Source organism: Planctomicrobium stercoris (assembly GCF_051465655.1).
Lineage (GTDB): Bacteria > Planctomycetota > Planctomycetia > Planctomycetales > Planctomycetaceae > Planctomicrobium.
The window spans coordinates 2,885,385-2,910,011 of record NZ_CP195791.1; the positions used below are offsets into that span (position 1 = coordinate 2,885,385).

A 24,627-nucleotide genomic window follows, 5' to 3' on the forward strand; every position below is an offset into this window, starting at 1 on the left:
CTGTCGGTTCACATGAGACGCGGGCGGAGTGGAATGACTCTCATTGAAGTCATTCTTGCTTCTGCGTTGGGAGCTGTGGTGATGGCGGGGCTCTTTCAGGCGATTCACCTGAACTGGAAGTATCGTATTTCGAGTGAACGATCGAACTCCGAATCCCGGAAAGCCCTGTCCCTCATTGAAGATCTCACACTCGATCTTCGTGCGACGTTACCCCCGGCCACGCAGGAGTCCGCATCAGGAACAACGGCTTCCGCAGCATTGCCTCAGACGGATTTCTCAGAACGATTTCTGGCTGTGGAGATGTCGGCACCTGTTGAGTATCTGAACTTCGTCGGCAACTCCGAAGCGATGCTCCTGCTGCGAACCGCGAGTAATCCGCGCTTCAATGAGGCCGATGGTGAGTATTCTGTTCTGGAGCAGGTCGCCTGGTGGGTTCCCGGCCATCGTGCGCCGCGACTCCCTTACGCAACAAGTGGAACACAACTCCGCCACCGTCAGTTTCAAGCACCACAGAACGTCGCTGGCCTCTGCCGAGCATCCTATTCACTCCAGCATTTCTCCAAAGGAGGATCTGGTCAGGAACGTGAGACCCTCAGCGTCGCACTCCGATCGATCTCGCAGATTCAGTTTCGCTATTTCGATGGAAAGAAATGGATCGACCACTGGAACAGTGAAAAGATGGGCCGCATTCCCGTCGCGGTCAAATTCACCGCAAGAGATGTCGACTCTGCCTGTCCAGTAACGAAAAGCGTTGTCTTTCTTCCTCAGTCGTTCGATCGAGGTGGAGTCGAAGAATGAAGCGGCAGCGTCAATTCTCCCCGGATCATTCGAAATCGCGGCAAGGCAGCTTGCTGATTGTCGTCCTGGTTGTGATTGTTGCATTGGGGTTCTCCGTTTATTCATTCTCGGAGCAGTCGCTGCTGCACCTGGACGCCTCACATTCCATCTCCCGGCAACTTCAGCTGAGGTGTGCTGCAAGTTCTGGAATTGAACTGGCACTCTCGGCATTGGAACAGGGCCATCCGGTTCCAACATCAGGCACGTTGAACCGTTCCTCGGATTCGCCGGCGAGATTCGTCCTCCTGCATGCCGAGAACACTCCGGAAGCGAACTGGGTTCAAGGGCTGGAAGACGAATCTTCGTTGCTCAACATTAACTCGCTTCCGTTGCTCCCCTCGAAGCGACAAGAGTCCATTGACCGCCTGTCACAACTGACCGGGATGACGACCACGATCGCTTCTTACATCATCGAATGGATGGCGGATGTGAGTCCGACGGAAGAGCTCACGCCGGACATGTTTCACGAGCCGCCGCGCCGCCGTTTTCAGCGACTCGACCAGTTGCTGCTGGTCCCTGGTATCACTCCGGAGAAACTGTATGGAGAGGACCGCAACGGGAATGGAATCCGCGATATGGACGAACCTGATGTCAACGGAGACGGAAAATTTCAGCGAGGACTCTCAGCAGAGATATCCGTCCGTGCACACGAAACGACCTGTCAGAAAAATGGGGACCGGAAGGTTTTCATCAACGGGCAGAAGCTGGGAGAGATTTACGACCAGGTGTCGGCATTGTTAGGGAAGGATGTTGCCCTCTTCATTGTCGCAGCTCGGATCTCACAGATCGAGTACCCGGATCAGGATCAGAAGAACCGGCCATCAAACCCTGAAGACGAGCGACTCAAGCGGCTCGACACAGCGCGACAACGCCTGCTCAATCAGCTCACCGACAGACAGAATTCCGAGTCTGACAGCGAGTCGATTGAAGTCCGGGCAGGGCTGACGCTCCCTGCGATTCCGCCGCTGAGAATCAACTCCTTATTTGAACTTGCCGGCGGGGTCATTTCTGTCACGATTCACGGCGAAGATCAGATTCTGAAAAGTCCCTGGCCCGCAAATGCTGATGGATTCAATGAGATTCTCAATCGGCTTGAGCCCCTTCTGACGACGGCCCGGACAGAACGCCATGAGGGACGAATCGCAATTCGAACGGCTCCACTGGCGGTTCTGAAAACGATCCCCGGCATCAGCGAGCAGGCGGCCCATGCCATCCGTTCCCAGCAGTCTCGCTGGTCAGAAAGCGATTCTCCACTGATCTGGATCGTGCGTGAAGGACTGATCTCGCCCGCGGAGTTCCGCAAAGCAAGTCCATGGATCACCGACAGGGGAGATCTGTTCCGCGGGGTGTGTGTCAGTTCGACACCTTTATTGAACAGCGCCACTGCCATCGCATTCAGTATCGAGCGTCGAGGAAACAGGGCAGAGCTTCTGCAGGCAACAGACCTGCCTTATCAGCCGGTTGAAACCTTCGCAGAGTTCTTGAACGCAGGGAGTGTTCAGCAATGAAAGCATTCTCACATCGAATGTTTGAGAAATTCCGCAGCCGCAGCACCTCACGGAATCTGGAATCACCCGCCACGCTGCCGAAGTCACCTTTCCTGGCTGTCGACTGGTCCGAGACCTGCATTACGGTTCTTCAGGTCCAACTCGTCAAGAATGAATTCCAGATTGGAGGACGGGCGTTTCTCCCCTGGCCGCAGGAAATCCTTCCGTCATCTGACGCGAGTGCGGCAGGGAACTGGCTTAAGGGGGAACTTCAGAAGAATGGAATCCCTGTTCTTCCTGTCGTCGCCTGTGCCCCCCGGCCCAGAGGAATGCTGAAGCTGCTGCAGATCCCCGATGCCGATTCCGCCTCGATGATCAAAGTGATTCATCATCAGATCGAGTTTCGTGCCGGCGCGCAGCCTGGAGAGGTTGTCTCTGATTTTCTCGTGCTTCCAAAGAGTGAAGAGTTGTCCGAGGGGCTTCGCAATGTTGTTGCAGTGTTGCTCCCGACAAAAGTGCTGCAGCAAATCCGCGAGACCCTGACGGCAGCTGGCGCGGAGCTTCTCTCCTGCGGTTTTGGGGAACTGGCCCTTCCGACTTTCTCAGGTGATTCTGCGGGTTGTCGGATCGATGTCCTCTGTAATCACGCGAAGATGGAATTCGTGTTGAGCTGCGATGGCGATCCGGTCGCATCACTCGGACAGCAGGCCATCTATGACGCCAGTTCTGTCACGTCGTGGCTGGCCTGCATTGAGCGAATTCAGCTCGCCGTCGCTCAGCAACTCGGCCGTCGCTCCATCGATCAGATCCTCTTCTGGGGCCCGATGGCTGAGGAGGCTATCCGGTTCTGCAGACCGCACTGGAAAGCAGTTCCACCGTCGTTGGGAAAGGTGACCGATGTTGATGCCCGAATGCTGGCGTATTTGAATTCACTGCTGAGGAAGCGGGCTGTCATTGACTTTGCACAGCCTCGACGGGCTCCCGATCCGAGAAAGGAACAGCGGCGGCGTCTTCGGCAGGCGGGCCTGGTTGCTGGAGCAATCTGTCTCCCCTTCGTTATCGGGACCCTTCAGGAGCGAAGCAGACTCGACCGCGAAGTTTCAAAGCTTCGACTGCTGGAAAAGGAACTTCAACAGTTCATCGAGCGCGGTCAACCGATTCTTTCTCAAGCGGCCTTTGTCGATCGGTTCAGGTCCGAGAGGATGGACTGGGGAAATGAGCTGACCAACATCCTTCCGCTGCTTCCCGAATCAGATCGAGCCTATCTCAACCAGCTTACGCTCAGCCAGCGGGAGGGAACACCGGCGGCTGTCTCGCTGAGCGGTCTTGCGCACTCAGCGGAGGATGTCTCACGGCTGAATCGCAACCTTCTGGACCAGGTAAAAAACTGCGAACTTCGTTCCGGAGGAATCGAACCCAATGTGATGGACCGGGAATTCAACAGCAGATTCTCACTTGAGCTTCGATTCAAATCGAAGGAGGAGCTGGACGCAGCAGCAAGCGGTTCGAGCCGGGGAGGTGCGACGTGATCAAACTCAAGACGCCGCGCGAACGAAGAATGGCGCTCATCCTGCTGTGCTGTGGCCCCCTCATGCTTGCGTGGAGGTGTGCAGACAGATGGGTTGGCACGCCACTGCGTCAGAAGCAGTCGACGATCACCGCGCTGAACCGCAGGCTTCAGGAATTGAGTTCTCAGCAGAACGAGATCCTGCATTCTCAACGATCGATGACCGAAGTCGCGGAAGCAGGGCTCGCGCGGGATCCGATGGTCGCATTACTCGATTACCAGCACTGGCTCGTGGACTCGACCCGGAAGGCCTCGTTGCAGGATGTTCTGGTCTCTCTCGGGCGACCGGTTCAAGAGGAGGACGTGGGAAGCCGCATCCCGTTCACGATCAACTGTCACGGAACGTTTCTATCCGTTGTACAGTGGTTGCAACTGTTCAACAGTGCGTCCGCGTTACATCGCATCGCACAGTTGTCGCTCTCGCCCAACGGAAATCCCGACAGCGACCAGTTGAATATCTCCATTCAGCTTGAAGCAATCAGCCTGAACAACGGGCCTGAGAAATCTTTGCTCACCGCCACGACGCACGCGGCAGGTGTCCAGTATTCAAAACTGAAACTGTTTGCCTCTTCTCGAGAACCCTTTCGAAGGAAGACGAACGCTCCTGAGCCGATCGCGCGGTCGATTCGTGAAGAGATCGCAAAAGAGCCTGATTCTGAACCGGTTGAACCCGAGACCGAAAGACTCTCTCTGATCGCTTGTGGAACCCGGGAGACCGGACGGGAAGCGTGGCTGCACCGCTCCGGACAGGACGAGCCGACTCGCGTTTCCAAGGACCAGCGTTTTCAGGTCGGCGATCAGTGGATGACAGTGCGCGCCATCGGCTCGGACTATATTCGCGTTCAAAGCGATCACGAAGAAATCGTGGTCCAGCTGGGGGAGCACATTTCCGCCACTGAAACGAATTGAGCCGCGGGATACCAAGGTCAGCAGCGGATCGTCGGAAACGATTGACTGCGAGACTGATTCGGAATCATATCAGCCAGCCTGTCGACGCATTTCGCAATGACGTTTGCCACGGCCGCCAGAGGTGTTGCTGCACCGCGTGATGGTCAGAAGATGATTTGCTGGAGTTACCGATCCAGATCGTCATCACCAATGCATGACAAATCCGCCGTCGACATTGATCGTCTGGCCGGTCACTTCACCCGCTCGATCTGACGAGAGGAACACGATCATTGACGCAATGTCTTCACTCGTCTGCCACCTCCCCAGCGGCACGGCGTTCTTGATCTTTCGCTCGGCCCAGACTTCATAACTCAACCGCTCGGCTTCGGGCGTGCGGTCGTGCCAGCTCTGCCAGACAGAACGATTGAGTGGCGTTTTCACCATGCCAGGACAAACCGTGTTCACCCGGATGTTGTGGGGAGCGAGATCCTTGGCCATGCACTGTGCAAAGTTGATATTCGCTGCCTTGCTGGCACTGTAAGGCGGATCCGTCTGCGAGCCGATCTGACCCGCGATCGATGCCAGGAAGACGAACGTTCCATGTCCCTGATTGATCATTGACGGGGTCAGCACATGGGCGAGATGGACCATGCCCAGGATGTTGACATCGAGTGTGCGCTTCCAGTCCGCGGGCGCAAGCTCGGTGAAAGGGAAACCGAATTTTCCTGAACCGATGGCAGCACAGTGAACCACATGCTGGATGCCGATTCCGCTTCGAAGCGAGATGTCGATCGCCTGCTGTGTCTGCTCGTAGTCAACCAGATCGACAATCTGCTCATCGACTCGAACGCCGAAGGTCCGCAGCTCATCAGCAGCACGATGCACTTCCGGCGAGATATCCCATAACAGCAGTGAACAACCTTCTTCGGCGAACATCTTCGCGGTGGCAAAGCCGATTCCGCTGGCCGAACCGGTGACCAACACTGTGTGATTCTTCAGCTTCAAATCCATGATTGGATCGTTCCGACAGTTGTGTACTTTTTTTCAGGGAATGTGGCAATGTGTGTGCAGCGACAGGGTCAGAATTCAACCCGTCAACATCTCTCCTGCAGCGGGAGTTTGCAGACGTTCCACCGAAATCTCTTCGATCTGCGGCCACAACCGTGAGCAGCATGCGCTCAGTTGTCCAACGCGATCCTGGCACTCCGCAGGAGAGTGTGCGAGGGCTGCAGATTCGAGTTCCTGTGCCAGTTTGCCAGCCTTGGATGAGAAGCTGCGGAGCGCGCTGGAGATCTTATGAGCCGCTTCACGCAAGGCCGAGAGATCACCGGCGGCGGCTGCGGTTTCAACGTCCTTCAGCTGCGCAGGGACGTTCTCAAGAAATGATCGTTTCAGAATCTGCAGCACCTCTTCACTCCCTCCGCAGACTGACATCACCATGGCGTTGTCGATCAGGTTTTCAGGTTCCATTTGGATCAGGGCCTTTCGAGCGAGATGACGGTCAATGACTTCGAAAAGCTCGTCGGGACGCATCGGCTTCCCGATCAGATCATCCATGCCTGCAGCCAGACATTGATCGCGGATTTGCGGGGTCGATCTGGCTGTCAGCGCGATGATCGGTATGCGTCGTCCACCTGGATGCTGCGATTCCTCAGCTCGGATTTCACGCGCCACTTCGAATCCATCCTTTACCGGCATGTGAATATCGAGAAGCAGCAGATCGAACTGTTCAGCGTGAAAGAACGCGAGAGCCTGTCCTCCGTCGGTGGCCAGTTCAAAGGAACACTGCCGTTGATTCAGAATGGCCTTGATGAGCTGAGCGTTAAAATCATTGTCTTCAGCGATCAGGATCCGAGCACCGGAAGTCTGCAGGAATGGTGGTGTCCCCGCCAGGGGGCGTTTCGGACTTTGAACTTCGCGGGTCGAATCAATTTGCTGGCCAGGGTTCTCGCACAGAGGAAACGAGACCGTGAACGAGAACGTGCTCCCCATTCCCGGGGCGCTTGTCAATTCAATCTTGCTCCCCATGGCCCGCACGAGATCCGCAGCGATCGTCAGTCCCAGTCCGGTCCCGCCGTATTTCCGCGTGGTCGATGTATCTTCCTGTTCGAAGGCTGCGAACACGGATTGCTGCTTCTCCACCGGGATCCCGATGCCGGTGTCACGAACGGAGAACTTGATATCGACCGTGTTGTCGGATGATTGTTGACGCTGCAGCGTCAGGACGACTTCTCCTTCAGGCGTGAACTTGATTGCGTTCATCACGAGATTCAGCAGGACCTGTCGAAGCCGCCCCGCATCCCCAAGGACCTGCTGTGACAGTTCATCGTCGATCTTTCCGGAGAGGAGAATTGACTGCGACTTGGCCCGAATCGCCAGCATGCTGAGAACCTCCCGGGCCACCTGAGCCGGCGAGAACGGGAGACCTTCCAGTTCGAGCTTTCCAGCCTCGATTTTCGAAAAGTCCAGCAGATCATTGATGATCCCGAGCAGGTTGTCTCCGGCTGCTTTCACGGTCTTCAGCAGCTCACGTTGAGGAGGCTCCAGCGGAGATTCGAGCACGAGTTCTGTCATCCCCAGTATCGCATTCATCGGGGTGCGGATTTCATGGCTTACGTTGGCGAGAAATTCGTCCTTCGCGCGATTGGCCGATTCCGCATGCTCTTTCGCCTGGAGCAGTTCCCGTTCGCCCTGCTTCAACTCGGTGATGTCAGTACAGGAGCCCAGCCAGCGGATGACAGTTCCTCCCCCATCTCGAATCGGGACAGCCCGAACTTTGAACCACCGGCGAACCCCATCGGCACGAATGATCCGGTGTTCGTTGTCGAGTGGCTGTTGCGTCGTGACAGCCTTCATCCACTGTTCAACGACACCCGGCAGATCTTCAGTGGGGATGCAGGATTTCCATCCCTCTTGGATCAATTCCTCAGGCGATTTGCCGGTGAACTGGATGAACTGAGGGCTGTAGTACTCTCCTGCTCCCGAGGGGGCAGATGTCCAGATGAGCTGAGGCATCGTCTGAGTGAGACTTCGCCAGCGCTGTTCGCTTTCCCGGATCGTCAGCTCGGACTCTTTTCGATCCGTGATATCCCGGTAGTTGGCAATCAGCACCATGACGCCCGGTTCATTCATGAAGACTTGGCCGATTGCTTCGATGTCTCGCCAACTGCCGTCGGCGTGCTGCAGGCGGAACTCCGCTTTGATCGGCGACCCGGGCCGTTCCGCAATCGCGGAGAAGAACGCCTGATGGGCACCGCGATCGTCAGGATGAACCAGCAGATGGCCCAACACGTTCTGTCCGATACTGCGCTCGGGCGGATAGCCCAGGATTCTTTCGACCGAAGGGGTCTGATAAAGAATGACTCCCTCGGGTGAAATGATGCTGATGATGTCCGACGAGTGCCTCATCAGGTGCGTGAACCGCTCTTCAGTCTGTTTCAGGGTTCTCTCAGCCTGCCGGCGCTGTTCCAGACTGAGCTGGCGCTGCTGGCTGCGGAGAAGAGATTCGCTGAGCAGGCTGATCACAATCCCCGTCCCCACGAACAATCCCATCGCAACGGAATCCGCAGCCGCTTTGTCATCCAGATCGAGAAGATGGTCTGCCAGAACGATGTTAGTCAGCAGGCAGCTGATCAGCGTGACGGACAGACCTGGCCAGACCCCTCCCAGATGTGCAGCTAAAATCACTGCCGGGAGAAACGTGCTATAGAGCGCTCGCTCGCCCAGTGCATCCGCGAACCGCCATCGAATCAGAAAAGCGAGGGCGACCACGGGCAACGAAACGGCAAATGCCCGCAGGGGGGATTGGTGACTCCCGAACTCTCTCGGCTCAGCAGGAGTTTCGAACGTTCGTTGGATCGGCATCAGTTTTCTTCTGAGAGAGTTAACGACACAGCCGAAAAGGAGTGTTCATCAGATCTGGAGATGCGATGAGTGCGCCAAACTCCCGTTGATTTACTATCTTAATCTTTTCGGAAATAAAAGCGCTCAGGCCGACGAGCGGGCATCTTCCGGATGCTTCGCTCGATACACATCTCCCGGAAGTTCGAACACCATGCCGCACGTTCTGCTGATTGACGATGACGAGGCTATTCTTCCGCATCAGTTGCGAGCAATTTTTCCGGAACCCGATCACACCGTGGAAGTCGCTTCCACCGGGGCTGAGGGGCTCGCGAAGATGGGTCGGCGGACGCCGGATGTCGTGCTGCTGGACCTGCGACTGCCCGATCAAACCGGACTGGAAGTGTATGAACAGCTTCGGGCACTCGATCGACGGGTTCCCGTTGTTTTTGTGACGATGTCACAAGACGCCGATGCGGCCATCGAAGCAATGAAGTCCGGGGCGTTCGATTATCTCTTCAAACCGCTGGATCTGAATCAGTTACGCCAGATTGTGAACGAAGCATTTGTCGTCTCCTCCCGCATGCGTCAACCCGTCGTGATTGCCGAGGGAAACACAGAGATTCCTGCCGAGGGCACTCTGGTTGGAAACTGCCCGGCCATGAGAGAAGTCTACAAGGCGATCGGACGAGTCAGCGCTCAGAATGTCCCCGTCCTCATCACCGGTGAAAGCGGGACTGGCAAAGAATTGGTCGCGCGGGCCATTTATCAGCACAGCGACCGCCGTGATGCCCCATTTCTGGTCCTCAACTGTGCCGCGATTCCGGAACAACTGCTTGAGAGCGAGTTATTTGGACATGAGAAGGGGGCGTTCACCGGGGCAGATCGGCGAAGAATCGGGAAATTCGAGCAAGTGAATGGGGGAACGCTGTTCCTCGACGAAATCGGTGACATGCCGCTGGGGCTGCAAGCCAAAATGCTGCGGGTGATCCAGCAACAGGAATTTGAACGTGTCGGGGGAAACGAAACTATCCGCACGGATGTCCGCCTGATTGCCGCGACGCATCGTGACCTGAAACTCTGGAGCAACGAGGGGAAGTTCCGCGCGGATCTCTATTTCCGCTTAGGAGTTTTCACAATTCAACTGCCGCCGTTGCGGGACCGGCTGCATGATCTCGACCAGTTGATCCATCACTTTCTGCGTCGCATGAACCAGGAACTGGGGCGGGAGATCAAGAAAGTGGATCCCCAGACACTGGCCCGGCTCAAGCAATACCCGTGGCCCGGAAACATCCGCGAATTGCAGAGCATCCTGAAGCAATCACTTCTGCACGCCTCGGGGGAAGTTCTCCTCCCCTCCTTTCTTCCTTCGCTGGATCAGGAGCAGGTTGCGGTCTCTACGGTTCCTTCGGATGGCCAGCAACCCGATTTCGTCCAGTTCCTGGCGGAACGATTGACCCCCGATGCAACCCACCTGTACGAAGAGGTTCATCGCTATTTGGACTCTTACTTTCTCACAAAAGTTCTCGAGTTCACGGGCGGTAACCAGAATCAGGCAGCCAAGGTTCTCGGCATTTCCCGGCAGACGCTGCGAATGCGGCTGCGTGAACTGGGAATTTCCGTTTCGCATTCGGTCGAACAGAGCGGAACTCCCGGAAAATAACCGGATTGGACTGAAAGCGAGCCGGCGATGCGAACGCGCTCGCCCGACGGGTCGACACCGGAGTTCATCACACTGGCATGCAAATTGCCTCTTGTGATCCGGCAGCGGGTTGAAGGTCGTTGGGAAGCAGGTTGTCCTCCCCGGCGGCCGTTCCCAATCTTCGACCTATGATCGCACTCCAATGTCTCTGGCCCGTCCTCTCGATTCTGCTGTTCAGAAATGGCTCACTCCGGGCTCTCCCTCGAAGAATGGAGGCGAGCGGCTCGCTGCAGAGACATCGAGTCGTCCACGTGTGCCCCCTTTGCCGGCCGAGTTGAAATCTCTCATCGAGGATGAGGAACGCATCATCCCGGGGGGCCCCGCAGGGCACACCCGCATGCAGCTGTTCCGGCCGTCAGGGGTGACTCAGCGACTCCCGGTGATTCTCTACATTCCCGGGCCCGGGCCCGGGCTGGGCACCGGGAACTCACAGGTTCGACGACAATTCATCGGGGAACTCTCCACACAGTCGCACGCAGCGGTCGTTGTGATCAATTCGCAACTCCCCTCCGATGCGAGCGTTTCAACGAGAATGGAAGAGAGTGAGATCGCACTCAAGTGGATTGCCCAGAACGGTCGGCAACATGGCCTCGATCCAGCGCGACTGACGGTCGCGGGTGACGGCTGTGGCGCGAATCTGGCCGCTGCTCTGACGCTTCAGACCAGGCAGCGTTCCGGCCCTGACATTCACCGTCAGATACTCTTCTTCCCGGCAACTGAAGTCGCCACTCAGACGCAACCCTCCCCGGAATTCCCGCCGGTCCCTGCCCTGATTATCACCGCGGAGGCGGATCATTCGCCGAATGAAGCTGCGGCGCTTGTAGTATCGCGCGGGATGACTGGCGCTCCGATCACTCACATCCGCTTTGCCGGCACTCTTCAGCAGTTCATGGCCGGGAACGCCCCCTCTCAGACGCCTGCTGCCCGTGAAGGATTGAATCTGGCTCTGGCCTGGCTTCGACAGGAATTCCCGTCGTCCGCTCCCGGTTCTCGCTGAGTGCCATACTTTCCACGATCGCACTCTTCTTCAATCCTCAATCCTCAATGACGCGTCCACTCGTCTCGGTGAGGCTCTTCTCCCTTCCCCCATCCCACATGCAACAGATCTGGCCCGGGTGATCAGGAATCACCCCGGGCCTTGTTCAATTTCATCGGGAGATCATGGCAATCGCGATTTTTTCTAGGAGTTTTCGTGATTTTTTCTGAAAGAGGTGGACGGCACACCCTTTGCGTTTCCCGGAAAACGTGCTCCTTCCACCCCCTCTGAAACACAGTGAGATTGACATGGATACTCCAGCATTCAAACGCTCGTCACGACTCAAGAGCCAGACTGGGAAGCCGACAGCATTCGACAAACAGAACAGCCCTGCAACTCGAGTCTCGCCGACCCCGGAAGCTTCAAACGAGCAGGTCAATGCGAGTGGATCGAAGGGGGAACCACCGGAAGCTGTCGCAGAAGTCAAAACCACAGCCCCCTCTTCCTCGAAGCGCTGGCAGAAGCGACTGGTCGGAGGGATCAGTTGTGTCGCAGTGGTGGTCGCCGTTGTCTGGAACTGGCCGATGCTGGTCCGGGCCTGGAACACGGTCTCGACCGATGATGCTTACGTGAACGGGCATGTGACCTTTGTCGCCCCTCGGGTGTCCGGACAGATCGTCAAGGTGTACGTCGATGACAACAACCGGGTGAAGAAGGGAGACCTGCTGGCCCAGATCGACCCAGTCCCCTATCGGATCAAAGTGGAAACCCAGAAAGCTGCGGTTGCTGTCGCCAAGGCGGATCTGGTCGAAGCCGACGCTCGAGTTCGGGCATTGGTCGCCCAGATCCGTGCAAATCGATTCAGCCTGGAATACACGATGGAACAGGTGAATGACCGGATCGCCAAGCTGCAGTCGAGTGTTGCAACGCTGAACAGTCGCATCGCACAAAGAGAGCTTGCCAAGCAGAATTTTCGAAGAGCCGAAGATCTTACTCCGCTGGGCGCCATGACAAAGGAAAGCTTCGACACGCGTCTGCAGACACTGCATGTGGACGATGCACAGGTCGAAGAGGCACTGCAGGAAGTCTATGCCAACCGCGTCAGCCTCGGCCTGAGCCGGGTTCCCGAAGAGGGTCATGAACTCGCAGAAGTGCCGACGAATCTGGATCAGAATTTCTCGTCGGTCCGTGAAGCGCTGGCTGTCCTGATTCAGAGTGCTGCCGAAATCGGGTACGTCCCCGCTTCTTATGATCAGTCGCCCGCGCAGGCCATCGCCGACTTCGCAAAACAGGATCGCGACGGTAACCTCGAACGCATCTGGAAGCAGATGATTGCAACCGCACCTCAAATCAAGCAGGCCCAGTCGAGACTTGAGCAGGCACAGAGGAATCTCGAACAGGCAGAACTGGACCTGTTCTATTGCGATATCGTCAGTGAGATTGATGGAGTCGTCACCCGACGGAATGTAAACCCAGGAAACAACGTGCAGGCCGGTCAAAGTCTGCTCGCAGTTCGTTCGCTTACCGAAATCTGGATTGATGCCAATTTCAAAGAGACACAGCTGAGCCGGTTGAGGATCGGACAGCGTGTCGTCTGCGATGTCGATATGTATGGTCGAAAACAGGAGTTCGAAGGACGAATCACAGGATTCACCATGGGAACAGGTCAGTCCCTGTCGTTGCTGCCCCCGCAGAATGCAACCGGAAACTTTGTGAAGATCGTGCAGCGACTGCCGGTCCGTATCGAACTGACCAACTACAACCCGGATGAAATCCCGCTGTTCGTCGGCCTGTCGGTGGAACCCCACGTTTACTTCAAAGAACCTGCAACAGGTCCACACGCTGGAGCATTCTTACAAGAGACGATGACCCTTCCTCAACACGCCAGCAATCCAACCCCGTCTCCAAGCGATATGGCGACTGAAACTCAGGAGCCGACGGCCAACACACAGTCAACCCGCAGTTGAGTTCAGTCTCGAGCAGGTCAGCTTCGTTTCCTCTGTCACTCTCTCCACTGCCAGCATGACTCCAAGGGCCGATCATGAACACCGCATCACTGGCTTCAGGCAATCGCAAACCGCACACTTTTAATCCTTGGCTCATCGCGGCTGCCGTGGTCGTGCCGACCTTCATGGAAGTCCTCGACACGACGATTGCCAATGTCGCACTGAGATATATCGCGGGTGGCCTTTCCGTCGCGGAGACCGATAGTGAATGGGTCATCACCAGCTATCTTGCTGCCAATGCCGTGGTGCTTCTGATCAGCGGATGGCTTTCCGCTCGCCTGGGTCGCCGCAATTACTTTCTGATGTCGATCGCCGTCTTTACGATCGCTTCGGGACTGTGCGGCATGGCCACGAGCCTGACGCAGATCATTCTCTTCCGCGTTCTACAGGGACTGGCCGGAGGAGGACTGCAGCCTTCGAGTCAGGGAGTGCTGATCGACAGCTTCCCCCCCGAGAAACAAGGGACCGCGATGACCGTTTTCGGAATCGCAGCGTTGATCGGACCCATCGTCGGTCCGACACTCGGAGGCTGGCTGGTCGTCAACTATGACTGGCGATGGATCTTCTATATCAATGTCCCTGTCGGGATCGTTGCATTCCTCGCCAGTTACGTGCTGGTGCAGGATCCGCCCTACATGCAGGAAGAACGGGCGAAGCTGAAAAAGCAGCCGCTGAACTTTGATTTCATCGGCCTGGGTCTGCTGGCTCTGACGGTTTCCTGCTGGGAAATTCTGCTGAGCAAAGGACAGGAATGGGACTGGCTGTCCGACCCGTTCTGGAGAATCCAGACGCTGGTCACTCTGTTCGTGTTTGGGATGATCCTCTTCATCGTCCGGGAGCTGCGATCAAAGAATGCCCTGGTCGACCTGCGGGTGCTGCGGGAACGCAATCTCGCCCTGTCCTGCCTGATCCTCTTTTGTTCTTTCATGGTTCTGTACTCAGCGAGCATCGCTGTCCCCGCGATGCTGCAGGCGTTGTTCGGATACGATGCTCTGGCTGCCGGACTGATCCTCTCGCCAGGAGGCTTCTCCTCCATCACCGCACTCGTCATTGCCGGCTTTCTGCTGGGACGTGGGCTTGATGCGCGGTGGCTGATTGTGGCGGGACTGCTGGTGCTGGGAACTTCCAACCTGTGGATGGCGTACCTGAATATCGATATCAGTCCTTTACAGGTGATCTGGCCGCGAATGGTCCTCACCGGAGGGCTGGGCCTGATCTTCGCGCCCATCAATGTGGCAGCCTACCTGTACACGCCGCGACATCTTCGCGGTTCCGCAATCGCTCTGGTCAGTCTGCTGCGAAATGAAGGAGGAAGCGTCGGGACCTCCATGGTTCAGACGATCACCCAAAGGCGGGATCAGTTTCATCTCTCCCGGCTCGATGATTCCCTTGATGCACTCAATCCGCAACTCAACAGCTTTCTGGACCAGACGAGCCAGTTTTATCTGCAGAACACCGGAGACGCCGCAGCGGCCCATCAGATGGCGCTGCAGCAGTTCGACAATCTGCGTCAACAGCAGGCACTTTCGCTGTCGTATTTCGACGTCTTCTGGCTGGCAGCCGTTGTCGCCTTCATGCTTGTCCCACTGGTGCTGTTCATGAAACGATCTGTCGCGGAGAAAGGTCAGCACATTTCTGCAGAGTAACCGCTGTCGCAATGCAGACCGTGCGGTAGAAGTTTCAAAGACCGCAGAGCTGAAGGGACCTCGAAATCGAAACACTGGCCTTCTCGTGCGGGAGGGAAAGTTGTCGTCGGAATGGACGGCTGACCCCCGTCATCGGGTATGCTGACGACTTGATTCCTTCAATCCCGTAGGCAAGGTAGGTGCAATGCCTGAGACGCCGAACAGTTCATTCCCAAGGCGGGAGTTTCTCAAGTCCGCAGTGGCTGCAGGTCCCCTCAGCTCGGTCGTGGGGACAGTGGCTCAAGCAGCGGACTCGCAGAGTGATCCGCTACAAACTTCTTCTGCGGCCAATCCGATTGTTGTTGAGAATCAGAAGGAAGGATCGCACAACTGGCAGCTGACCCGAGTCCGGGTCGACGGCTCCGGCTTTCGCTGTCCGTGGATTGAAGGGTACTGCTCCCGGCAGAGCGTGCAGGCGGGCGATGAGCTCGACATCTTTGTGTCGACGGATCCAGCTCGCCGGTTCCACCTCGAGATCTTCCGCATGGGTTATTACGGCGGTCGCGGAGCGCGGCTGATGCAGACGTTTGGACCGCTGCAGGGAACCGTTCAGCCGACCCCGTCCCCCGGAGAAAAGAATCTGCACGAATGCAAATGGGAACCGTCTCTTCGACTCACCATACCCAACGACTGGGTGAGCGGTGTGTACCTGGGGCGTCTGACGACGATTCCCGAAGGACAGGAGTCCTACTGGCAAAGCTACGTTGTGTTCGTCGTCCGCGATGATCGCCCTGCGGAAATTCTGTTTCAGTGTTCGGACAATACCTGGCAGGCGTACAACGTCTGGCCCAGCAACTATTCGGTCTACACACATCCGCGCGGCGGTCAGGGGCCCTGGGCTGATGTCAGTTTCGATCGTCCGTATGCTCGCGAAGCTCAGCATCAGGGTGTCGTCAACGATCCCCTAACCGTCGGCTCGGGCGAGTTCCTGCCGTTTGAATTTCCACTCGCTTTCTGGCTCGAACAGCACGGCTACGATGTCGCTTACTGTTCCAACAGCGACATGCTCACCCCCGACCGTGGACTCAAATGCAAGGCCTTTATCAGTGTCGGGCATGATGAATACTGGGACCTCCAGCAGTTCCAGAGCGTCGTGAAGATGCGTGATGCGGGGGTCAATCTTCTCTTCCTTTCAGCGAACTCGATCTGCTGGGTCACTCCTTTCCGCGCCGGAAGTCAGGGAACTCCCAACCGCATCATCTATCGCGGCGGCCCCTATGGAGGCGAGAACGCCTACGCTGTCCAGAGGAATCAGGAGCATGGTCCCTTTGAACATCGAGGTCCCGATGAAGGGTTGCTCATGGGGGCGAGGAATGTTGAACCCGTGAACGGCGGCGGTGACTGGATCATCACCCAACCTGACCACTGGATTTTCGAGAAGACAGGAGTGCGTGCCGGGGACAACATCCCCGGACTGGTCGGCTGGGAGTATCATGGAGACCCCGCGCAGATTCCCGGTCTGGAAGTGGTCGCTGCCGGAACGGCTTGGCAAGGCGGAGTGAATCCCCAACAATGGACCGCGACCATCTACCCGGGCCCCAGGGGAAATTATGTGTTCAACGCAGCGACGATCTTCTGGGCTCAGGCACTCAGTTCCCCCCCAGGCCATGTGCTCCCCTGGTCTCACTGGAGCCGCCCCCACGGACCCGATCAGCGGGTTCAGCAGATGATGGTGAACTTGTTGAATCGGGCTCTTCGATAAACCTTCCCTGCCCTCCCTCCTTGTGAACGCGCCCCGCCATGAAGATCCCAGCCAAACGGTTCCACGCCGACTGCCTGTCGCTGTTCGTTGTCCTGAGTCTGAATCTGCCACTCATGGCGGATGAGCCCTCGACACTTCCCTTGAAGGTGCCGGAGGGATTCGGTGTCGAAGTCGCGGCACCACCCAGCATGGTGGCACATCCACTCATGGCAGACTTCGATGATCGGGGCAGACTGTACGTTGCTGCCAGCGCAGGTGAGAATCTGCAGCGGGCCGATCTGGAAAGTCGACTTCCGAACTTCATTCAGCGACTGGAAGATCTCGATGGCGATGGTGTTTTCGATAAGGCGACGGTCTTCGCCGACAGGATGACCTTCCCGCAAGGATGCCTGTGGCTGAACGGTTCTTTGTACGTCGCATCGAGCGGAGCCATCTGGAAACTGACCGACGCCGATGATGATGGAGTCGCGGAAGAGCGGATCAAACTCGTCGGAGATTTCGGGTATACGGGGAACGCTGCGGATATCCATGGTCCGTTCGAGGGCCCCGACGGCCGAATTTACTGGTGTGACGGCCGTCACGGGCACGACATCAAAGACGCAGCCGGAAACCCGATCAGTCGCGGAAAGGCCGCCAGCATCTTCAGCTGCAATCCCGATGGTTCTGATGTGCAGATCTTCTGCACCGGCGGCATGGACAACCCGGTCGAAGTCCTGTTCCTGCCACGAGGCGAAATGCTCGGCACCGTCAACCTGATGTACTCACGTCCGCGTGGGGATTGTCTTGTTCACTGGCAATACGGCGGCGTTTATCCCCGTGAAGACTTCGTCGAAAGTCTGGATGGGGAGTTCGTACGGACGGGACCGTTGCTGCCTGAAGTTCATAACTTCGGACACGTCGCTGTCTCTGGACTCTGCCGTCTGCAGCCCACAGAGGGAAGCGATTCCGCCCGGGAGACGATTCTCGTGACGGAGTTCAACACCAACCGCCTCGCGCAGCTCTCGTTGAGAAAACAGGGGTCGAGGCTTGTGACTGAGGAAGTCAAAGACTTTGCGGTCTCGGAGAGCACTGATTTCCATCCGACGGATGTGCTGCAGGATGCCGACGGCTCTTTGCTGTTGATCGATACAGGAGGCTGGTTCCGGATCGGCTGCCCTCAGTCGCAGGTCGAAAAATCGCACCTGCATGGAGCTATCTATCGCATCCGTCCAGCTGCCGGGAAGACCATCGCCAATCCGCGGGGAAATGAACTCAGCTGGAACAAGCTTTCAGAAAGTGACTGGCTCTGCAGACTCGGAGATGCAAGACCCGCCGTCCGCCAGCGGGCCATCGAAGTGATCTCCTCGCAGTTGTCCAGCGACTGGAACGGATCGGCCGCTAACTCCTTTTCGAAATCCATCGCCGGGAAGTCGGCTCAGCTGAAGCAGGCATGGATCGGTGTGCTGATTCGAGTCGGGAATGCTGATGCACTCAAACTGCTGACCGCATACACGGGAGATGAGGACCCGGACGTCCGTCAAACGGCAATCCGCAGCCTGCTCTACGTCAGCCCCAGGCTGGTTGAAGAGAACGAAACGTTGTTCCATTCTTTGCTGGCTGAGATTCAAAACGGATCTCCTGCCAGCAGTTATGCTGCTCTCGCCACAGCGGGTCGGCTGTTCAGCAGCCGACCAGGATTTGTCACAGAACTTGTAAAAGCGGTCAAAATCAATCCCGGTGATGTGCAGTGGAGACACGCCCTCGTCTTCGCGTTGATTGCCAGCAATGACCGTGAGGCCCTCAACACGGCTCTGTTCAGTGCCGATGAGACCATCAGGCTTGGGGCGGCCGACGCCATGAGCGAGCTGCGTCGGCCCCGTCCGGATCGATCCACTCAAGTCTGGCTCGAAGTCCCAGCCGCGGGAACCGGACAGCCGCTGGATGAAGCTGCGCGTGAGCGACTGCAGCAGCTTGCTACTTCTCTGCAGGAGGGAAATGCATCGGCCGGCAAGGTGATCTTTGCTTCCGAGAAAACGAATTGCGTGAAATGCCACCGGATCGGCCAGGAGGGTGGAATGATCGGGCCGGACCTGTCGACCATCGGCAAGAGCCGTTCGCACCTCGATCTTCTGGAAGCGGTCCTGTATCCCAGTTCCAGCTTTGCACGCGGCTTTGCTCCCTATGTCGTGGCGGATACGGAGGGCCGTGTGGTCTCTGGAATCATCCTCTCGGAGTCCAGCACTCATCTTCGAATGGGATTAAGCATCGAACAGTCAGTCTCAATCCCCATCGCTGAGATCGATGAGATCAAGGCAGCGGACACGTCCATCATGCCCAGCGACGTCGCCAGACAATTGTCACCGCAAGAGCTGGCCGATCTGATCGCGTATCTGAAAACGTTGAAGTGACCCGCCGCCGTCACACTGTCCGTTGAACATCACAACGACGCTGTTCGACAGGATGCACCGGGATTCTGACCCGGGTCAGTTCAGCTGCTTATGGGTGATCCACCAGTAGGTCGCGAAAGCTGCCCCGGACATCGCGATGACAGTGTAGAGAAAGAACAGCGAGAGCATCTTGCCGATCGCCCGCCCCGCTTCCGCATCGTCCGAATCGAACTGCTTCAGATCGGAAGGGCTGAATGGGATGGATTCGGACTCGGGGGTCGTTGTTGCGTGCTCAGACATAACGGCCATCAAGTTTCTGAGGAGTGCGGACGATTTTCCGGATTCTGACCGGAAATCCCGAACTTGTCGAGCGTTCCAGACGGATCAACGAAGACAAATCCGATTCTTCTGAAGCAGGCGGCATGACGGGTCTAGACTGCTGTTGAAGTCCCGATTGTTCAAAAGGTTGAACAAAACGGAAGCTTTTCTAGACGTCGCATGTTGACAGATGTGCCGATTGCTCCTAATTTAACGGTTCTCAGGTCTGCCACTCAATTGAATCCGGGGCTTTGCAGCAGCCCCCTGGCAATTGAGGAGAGTACGATGAATCTTTGGAAAGCACTCTGGATTGATGAGTCCGGGATGATCGTTTCCGCTGAGGCCGCTCTGCTGGGAACAGTGGGCGTTGTCGCTGCGACGGTCGGGCTGACCGCAGCTGGGCGGTCGATCAACGACGAACTCAAGGACGTCGCGTTTTCGATTCGCAGCCTGGACCAGAGTTATTCTTTCGAAGGTCACCGCAGCCCGCACGCATGGACTGCGGGTTCCAGTTTCACCCAGGCGCCCGTTGAGGAGTCTCTGAAGCAGCTTCAGCAGCAGATCGACGAGCAGGAACGTCAGCTTCAGAAGCAGACTGACGAGGGTGAGCAAGAACAGGAGGCTCCCGAGCCCGAAGAAGAACGCGGAAAGAAGCGGAAGCGTCGCGGGCAGGAAGCTGAGCATCAGCCGTTTGACCCCTCCTGGAAGATGGATGGCGTTGCTGCGTCCGACATCTGAGCGGCGTTGCGGATCACAGCTCTTCGTCGAGCGACAATGACGAAACGAGATTGTGGATTCTGATTCCCTTTTCGAGCGGCTGATGGCCTCGATTCGGTTGTTTTGGCTGTCAAGTGCGGTTGAAAAATTTCGTTGTCATTTTCGGTGGCTTGTCGGGTCTTTGCCGGTTCCGGCGAAGGACTTGAGGCAAAGGCTCCCGACTTCGAAAAATCGAAGGGAGAAGCGTCAATTTTGTTCGTGTCGGCTTGCTGTTGGGCCGAAAAATCATCTGCGGACATTGCTCTCGACGTTGAGAGGTGATCGTTCCAAATCAGGAATTCGTTGGCGAAAATGGCTTTTTTTGTTGACTTATTCCCACCTCCAGTCAAGAATCATCGGTACGTCATCAGTCTATTTGCCGCCAGAAACCTGCTGCCCAGGGCGCTGTGTCACGATGCTTTTTGAAGCGCCCGTGTTTCACGTGACCGTGGAAACTGTTGGAATCGGGGGACGAAAGTCCCGATTCGTCAAGGACGATGGGGTATCGCAGAAACTGGGGACTTGTTGACGTCATGGGGCGCGCCCTCGATGACATCTGCGGATGTGAATCTAATTTTGTCGGACTTTAAACAGATTAGAGGGGAGACTGACGAATGGAGTTTTCCTTCGAGGTAAATCCTGACCTCGATATTGCCATTGGGACCGAACTGTCCTACGACGAAACACAGGAAGATCTTGATTACATCGAAGAAGATTTCGATTTTTCAAGCGTCGATCCACTGAACCCGACCGGCGCCAAGCCGGGCTCGGAAGACAAAGTGAGAATGCTGGCTGCCCGATACGCTGCCGGCGTCCCGCTCTGGCACGATGAAGACTGCTACGATCACGGTCCTTCCGACCCGCTGCAGAGCTTCGTTTCAGACAACAGCAGCAGCTACGAACTCGACGATGAGTTCTAGGCGGATGCCTGAGTCAGCTGTCGTCGAGAGAGTGCCGATGTGAAGTCGTCCCCATCTCGACTGACAAGGCTGGTTCAAGATCGTTTTTAAAAACCGGATTCCGGGATGTTCCCTTGGAGTCCGGTTTTTTTGTTTCCTGAATTCCGCCTGAACTTCTCCTGCCACTTCAAGTGTCCCCTTTCAGGCAAGTTCAAAGCTTCTCCGCTGGAAGAAACCTCCCCTCCTGGAATAAAGTCTTCGGTGGCAGAACCTTTCCGACCAGCGACAGCGAGTTCTTATTGTGATCGGTATCATTGATTACGGCATGGGCAATCTGAGGAGCGTCCAGAAAGCCCTCGAACGCCTGGGTCACTCGGCGGAAATCGTCTCGCAGTCGCAGCGGCTCTCTGAATTCACCGGGCTGATCCTCCCGGGCGTCGGAGCGTTCCGGGATGCGATCGCCGAACTGCAGCGGCAGGATTTTGTGAATCCGATTCATGACTACATCGCTTCCGGGCAGCCATTGCTGGGAATCTGCCTGGGAATGCAGCTGCTCTTTGACCGAAGCTACGAGGACGGGGACTATCAGGGGCTCGGCGTCATTCCGGGAGAGGTCGTCCGGTTTCAACCGGAACCGGGTCTCAAGATTCCGCACATGGGCTGGAACTCGCTCGAGTTCGACCGCGAGAATCCTCTGCTGAGGGGAGTTCGTCCGGGCGATTACGTGTACTTCGTCCACAGCTATCACGTCTGCCCACAGGATGCAGATGTTGTGACGGCGAGGACGCGTCACGGGAGCCAGACGTTTGTGTCAATCGTGAATCAGCGGAACGTGTATGCGACGCAGTTTCACCCGGAGAAAAGTCAGCAGGTCGGGCTTCAGATTCTGAAGAATTTCGTCAATCTGATCCCGAACGTCTCAGAGGTCGATTCGAAATCGGCGGCAGTTCACCACTGACAGGAGTTGCAACCTGATGTTTTCTCCGGCCGTTGTTCACACCTTTCCGCTGGCACACCCCGGGCACGGAACGGTCCCCGCAAGCTCGCCAATGCACTACGTGGTCGAACCGATCCATGCCTTCTGGATCGTAGTCATCGCAGCGGCCCTGGGAGGAGCGGTGTTGTACTTCCGTCGTCAGCTGCTCCGACGACGAACCTCGAGAGTGGCTGTGCAGGAGATGCCGCGCCGACAGTCTCGCAGCCGTTGAGTGGATCTGGGAGCTATTCGATTTCGATGAGTTCGTCGTTATCGACTTTCAAGCTGTCTGAGATTTCCTCGAAGAGACTTTCGTATTCGCTGCGTTCATGATCGGTGACCTGCGACATGACGAACAGTGTCCGCCCGCCCACCTCCACCGCACGCAGGAAGACGCAGTTGATGAGCTCCATCGAGACGAACTCGAGATTCCGGGCCTGAGCCTCCATCCCGTTGATGACTGCAGTCGCCGGATAATCGTCGACGTCTTCGTATTCCTGCTCAAAGGCCTCAGTGGCTTCGTCAAGCACCTGCTGCGCCCGGGGCCGCCGGGAGAGGATCGTCACGGACCAGTAGGAACCCACATCGGTGACACTGACGGTGAAGGCATCATCACGGGGTTCTTCGGTCAATTCCCAGCCTTTGGGGTAACGAAAACTGATCCCTTGTGCGTGATACTCCTCCGACAGGATGCTCATTTCGTTTCTTTCTCGGCTGCATAGATTCGTGAGGAATACTCTGAGGGGTGACGAGATTATAACGGACATTGGCTTCACTTCGAGTCGCCGATCCACTGAAATAATAATGAAGAGTCGAGGCCCCCGTCCGTACTCTGTCCATGTCTTGCTTCTGGAGCTGAAGACCGGTGAGCACTTCAACGAATGATGCACCTGTTGATGATGCACCCGCTCCGGTGAGCGAAACCGCTGCCTCTTCTCCGGCGGTCCCGACGCCCAGTCGCCCCGAACGCAATCCTGATCCCGCAGCGATCGGTCTGCGTTCTTCTGACCGCAAGTTCGTGATTGCCCTCAGCGGAGCAATCATTATTTTGATCTTGATTCACCTCGCTCGTATGTCGCTGAAAGGACGGCCGATGGTCGAAATCGACCGGCTGACAAACCGCGAAGCGGTGTTTCAAATCGACATTAACAAGGCCACGTGGGTCGAATGGACGCAGCTGCCGGGAATTGGAGAAACGACCGCCCGGAATATCGTCGCAGAACGTGAAAAGACTGGCCCGTTCCAGTCGATTGAAGACATCGACCGCATCCCGGGAATTGGAACAGTGACCATGAACAAGATTCGCCCGTTCCTGAAACTCTAGACCAGTTTGGTCTATCATGTGCAGGCGATCCAGGATTTTCACCGCATGAAAGTCCATATTATCGCCTGCGGAACGTAATGGATTATTTGCAAAACCGCTCTAGAACGCTTGCACCGGGGCCGGAGCGGTGTCGGCGAAATTGTCTGTCGTGTTCCTGTTGTAAGAACAATCGGGCCAATGATCAAATTCTTGCAGATCGCAAAGCATCGGCCTTTCAGGCGAGCCTTCCTGTGTCTCGGGCTCTTCAGTGGGCACAGCGTACTATCTGCGGACGGGCCAACTCCCCAGAATCCTCCTCTCGGTGAATCGGCCAGTGACGCGACAAACGAAGCGGAAACGAAACCGTACACTCAGCGATTTCGGGATTGCGACGTCCAGTTCGACATGGTGCCGATTCCCGGAGGAGTCTTCCTTTGGGGCAGCGACCGTCAGGAATGGGGACACAAACTGGACGAAAGTCCGCAGCGGTATGTGGAAGTCTCGCCCTTCTGGATGGGAAAAACTGAAGTCACGTGGAATGAATACGAGCTGTGGAGCATGAAGGCCGACCTCACTCATCGCAAGATGAAAAATCGTTTGAGCGATGAAGTGGACAACCGGTCGGATGCCGTGACTCGGCCTACGATGATTTATATGGCGATGGACTTTGGAATGGGGCGGGATGGTTTTCCTGCGGTCAACATGACCCAGTACGCTGCGAAGACCTATTGTGAATGGCTCACCGCCAAAACAGGACACTACTACCGACTGCCGACCGAAGCGGAATGGGAATACGCCTGCCGGGCCGGAAGCATTTCAGCATACTCATTCGGTGACGATTCGGATCAGCTCGACCAGTACGCGTGGAGCGATCGGAATTCCGAAGAAACCTATCACAAGGTCGGTACGAAGAAACCGAATCGCTGGGGACTGCATGATATGCACGGCAACGTGTCGGAATGGGTCCTCGACCGCTACGACGAAGATTTCTATCCCACACTGCCCGCCGGCGCCGTCACGAAATTTCCCTACTGCCTTCCGTATGGCAAAGAATACCCACGCGTCATTCGGGGTGGCTCCTGGATGGATCAGCCAAACGAACTGCGGAGCGCCGCCAGATCCGCCTCCTCCCCGGATTTGAAGAGGCAGGATCCCGACGTTCCACAAAGCATCTGGTATCTGACTGATGGCCAGATGCTCGGTTTTCGTGTGATTCGCCCCCTGACCCCGCCGACAGAAGACGAAATCAAAAAGTGGAAATTCGCGCCGGATCTCGACGAGACTGTCAAGAAATATCTCCGGTTGGATTAAGATGAAGT

20 protein-coding genes are annotated in these 24,627 nt (G+C 56.6%); 16 read left to right on the top strand and 4 right to left on the bottom strand.

The features are described 5' to 3' along the window. The first annotated feature begins 12 nt into the window (after positions 1 to 12). Genes SH661x_RS11865 through SH661x_RS11880 form a run of 4 tightly spaced genes read left to right on the top strand, consistent with a single transcriptional unit; the run spans position 13 to position 4,800 of the window. Entirely contained in the window at positions 13 to 798 is a 786-nt protein-coding gene (locus tag SH661x_RS11865; RefSeq protein WP_437231190.1) for a prepilin-type N-terminal cleavage/methylation domain-containing protein, read from the top strand. Then, complete coding sequence (locus SH661x_RS11870; protein WP_437231119.1) at positions 795 to 2,345, top strand: hypothetical protein; 1,551 nt, start codon at positions 795 to 797, stop codon at positions 2,343 to 2,345. Before SH661x_RS11865 ends, SH661x_RS11870 begins: the two co-directional genes overlap by 4 nt. Continuing rightward, on the top strand, positions 2,342 to 3,853 hold the full coding sequence (locus tag SH661x_RS11875) for a hypothetical protein (protein ID WP_437231120.1): 1,512 nt from the start codon (positions 2,342 to 2,344) through the stop codon (positions 3,851 to 3,853). Before SH661x_RS11870 ends, SH661x_RS11875 begins: the two co-directional genes overlap by 4 nt. Then, positions 3,850 to 4,800, top strand: a complete 951-nt coding sequence (locus tag SH661x_RS11880; protein ID WP_437231121.1) for a hypothetical protein — start codon at positions 3,850 to 3,852, stop codon at positions 4,798 to 4,800. The genes SH661x_RS11875 and SH661x_RS11880 overlap by 4 nt, the downstream gene beginning before the upstream one ends. 183 nt (positions 4,801 to 4,983) lie before the next feature. On the opposite strand, the gene SH661x_RS11885 is transcribed toward SH661x_RS11880, so the two are convergent. After that, positions 4,984 to 5,790 carry an SDR family NAD(P)-dependent oxidoreductase gene (locus tag SH661x_RS11885; protein ID WP_437231122.1) on the bottom strand — a complete coding sequence of 269 codons (807 nt, stop codon included), beginning with the start codon at positions 5,788 to 5,790 and terminating at the stop codon, positions 4,984 to 4,986. 75 nt (positions 5,791 to 5,865) lie between these two features. Further along, positions 5,866 to 8,643, bottom strand: coding sequence for a PAS domain S-box protein (locus SH661x_RS11890; protein ID WP_437231123.1), 2,778 nt, complete (start codon positions 8,641 to 8,643; stop codon positions 5,866 to 5,868). Positions 8,644 to 8,833: 190 nt separating this feature from the next. Here SH661x_RS11890 and SH661x_RS11895 point away from each other — a divergent pair, with 190 nt between their 5' ends. The 6 genes from SH661x_RS11895 (at position 8,834) to SH661x_RS11920 (ending at position 19,077) form a co-directional block, all read left to right on the top strand. Continuing rightward, positions 8,834 to 10,282, top strand: coding sequence for a sigma-54-dependent transcriptional regulator (locus SH661x_RS11895; protein WP_437231124.1), 1,449 nt, complete (start codon positions 8,834 to 8,836; stop codon positions 10,280 to 10,282). Between the two features lie 181 nt (positions 10,283 to 10,463). Beyond that, positions 10,464 to 11,318 carry an alpha/beta hydrolase gene (locus SH661x_RS11900; RefSeq protein WP_437231125.1) on the top strand — a complete coding sequence of 285 codons (855 nt, stop codon included), beginning with the start codon at positions 10,464 to 10,466 and terminating at the stop codon, positions 11,316 to 11,318. A gap of 287 nt (positions 11,319 to 11,605) precedes the next feature. Beyond that, positions 11,606 to 13,264, top strand: a complete 1,659-nt coding sequence (locus SH661x_RS11905) for an efflux RND transporter periplasmic adaptor subunit (protein ID WP_437231126.1) — start codon at positions 11,606 to 11,608, stop codon at positions 13,262 to 13,264. Between the two features lie 74 nt (positions 13,265 to 13,338). Next, positions 13,339 to 14,949, top strand: coding sequence for a DHA2 family efflux MFS transporter permease subunit (locus tag SH661x_RS11910; RefSeq protein WP_437231127.1), 1,611 nt, complete (start codon positions 13,339 to 13,341; stop codon positions 14,947 to 14,949). Positions 14,950 to 15,133: 184 nt separating this feature from the next. Then, complete coding sequence (locus SH661x_RS11915) at positions 15,134 to 16,690, top strand: N,N-dimethylformamidase beta subunit family domain-containing protein (RefSeq protein ID WP_437231128.1); 1,557 nt, start codon at positions 15,134 to 15,136, stop codon at positions 16,688 to 16,690. 38 nt (positions 16,691 to 16,728) lie between these two features. Beyond that, a complete protein-coding gene (locus SH661x_RS11920) occupies positions 16,729 to 19,077 on the top strand; it encodes a DUF7133 domain-containing protein (protein WP_437231129.1) in 2,349 nt (782 codons plus the stop codon). Positions 19,078 to 19,152: 75 nt separating this feature from the next. On the opposite strand, the gene SH661x_RS11925 is transcribed toward SH661x_RS11920, so the two are convergent. Continuing rightward, positions 19,153 to 19,356 carry a hypothetical protein gene (locus SH661x_RS11925; RefSeq protein WP_437231130.1) on the bottom strand — a complete coding sequence of 68 codons (204 nt, stop codon included), beginning with the start codon at positions 19,354 to 19,356 and terminating at the stop codon, positions 19,153 to 19,155. Positions 19,357 to 19,659: 303 nt separating this feature from the next. On the opposite strand from SH661x_RS11925, the gene SH661x_RS11930 reads away from it, so the two are divergent. The 4 genes from SH661x_RS11930 (at position 19,660) to SH661x_RS11945 (ending at position 22,237) form a co-directional block, all read left to right on the top strand. Further along, the gene (locus SH661x_RS11930) at positions 19,660 to 20,112 is read left to right on the top strand and encodes a hypothetical protein (protein WP_437231131.1); all 453 of its coding nucleotides are present in this window, start codon (positions 19,660 to 19,662) and stop codon (positions 20,110 to 20,112) included. Between the two features lie 632 nt (positions 20,113 to 20,744). Next, positions 20,745 to 21,050, top strand: coding sequence for a hypothetical protein (locus SH661x_RS11935; RefSeq protein WP_437231132.1), 306 nt, complete (start codon positions 20,745 to 20,747; stop codon positions 21,048 to 21,050). Between the two features lie 280 nt (positions 21,051 to 21,330). Next, positions 21,331 to 21,987 (top strand): imidazole glycerol phosphate synthase subunit HisH, encoded by a 657-nt coding sequence (gene hisH / locus SH661x_RS11940; RefSeq protein ID WP_437231133.1) that lies wholly within the window; start codon positions 21,331 to 21,333, stop codon positions 21,985 to 21,987. A 16-nt stretch (positions 21,988 to 22,003) separates the two neighbouring features. After that, positions 22,004 to 22,237, top strand: coding sequence for a hypothetical protein (locus SH661x_RS11945; RefSeq protein ID WP_437231134.1), 234 nt, complete (start codon positions 22,004 to 22,006; stop codon positions 22,235 to 22,237). Between the two features lie 13 nt (positions 22,238 to 22,250). Here the strand turns inward: SH661x_RS11945 and SH661x_RS11950 are convergent, their stop codons facing one another. Further along, positions 22,251 to 22,703, bottom strand: coding sequence for a hypothetical protein (locus tag SH661x_RS11950; protein ID WP_437231135.1), 453 nt, complete (start codon positions 22,701 to 22,703; stop codon positions 22,251 to 22,253). 167 nt (positions 22,704 to 22,870) lie between these two features. On the opposite strand from SH661x_RS11950, the gene SH661x_RS11955 reads away from it, so the two are divergent. Together SH661x_RS11955 and SH661x_RS11960 are read left to right on the top strand one after the other, a co-directional pair. Next, on the top strand, positions 22,871 to 23,329 hold the full coding sequence (locus tag SH661x_RS11955) for a ComEA family DNA-binding protein (RefSeq protein ID WP_437231136.1): 459 nt from the start codon (positions 22,871 to 22,873) through the stop codon (positions 23,327 to 23,329). A 177-nt stretch (positions 23,330 to 23,506) separates the two neighbouring features. Continuing rightward, a complete protein-coding gene (locus tag SH661x_RS11960; protein ID WP_437231137.1) occupies positions 23,507 to 24,619 on the top strand; it encodes a formylglycine-generating enzyme family protein in 1,113 nt (370 codons plus the stop codon). Positions 24,620 to 24,627 lie beyond the last annotated feature (8 nt).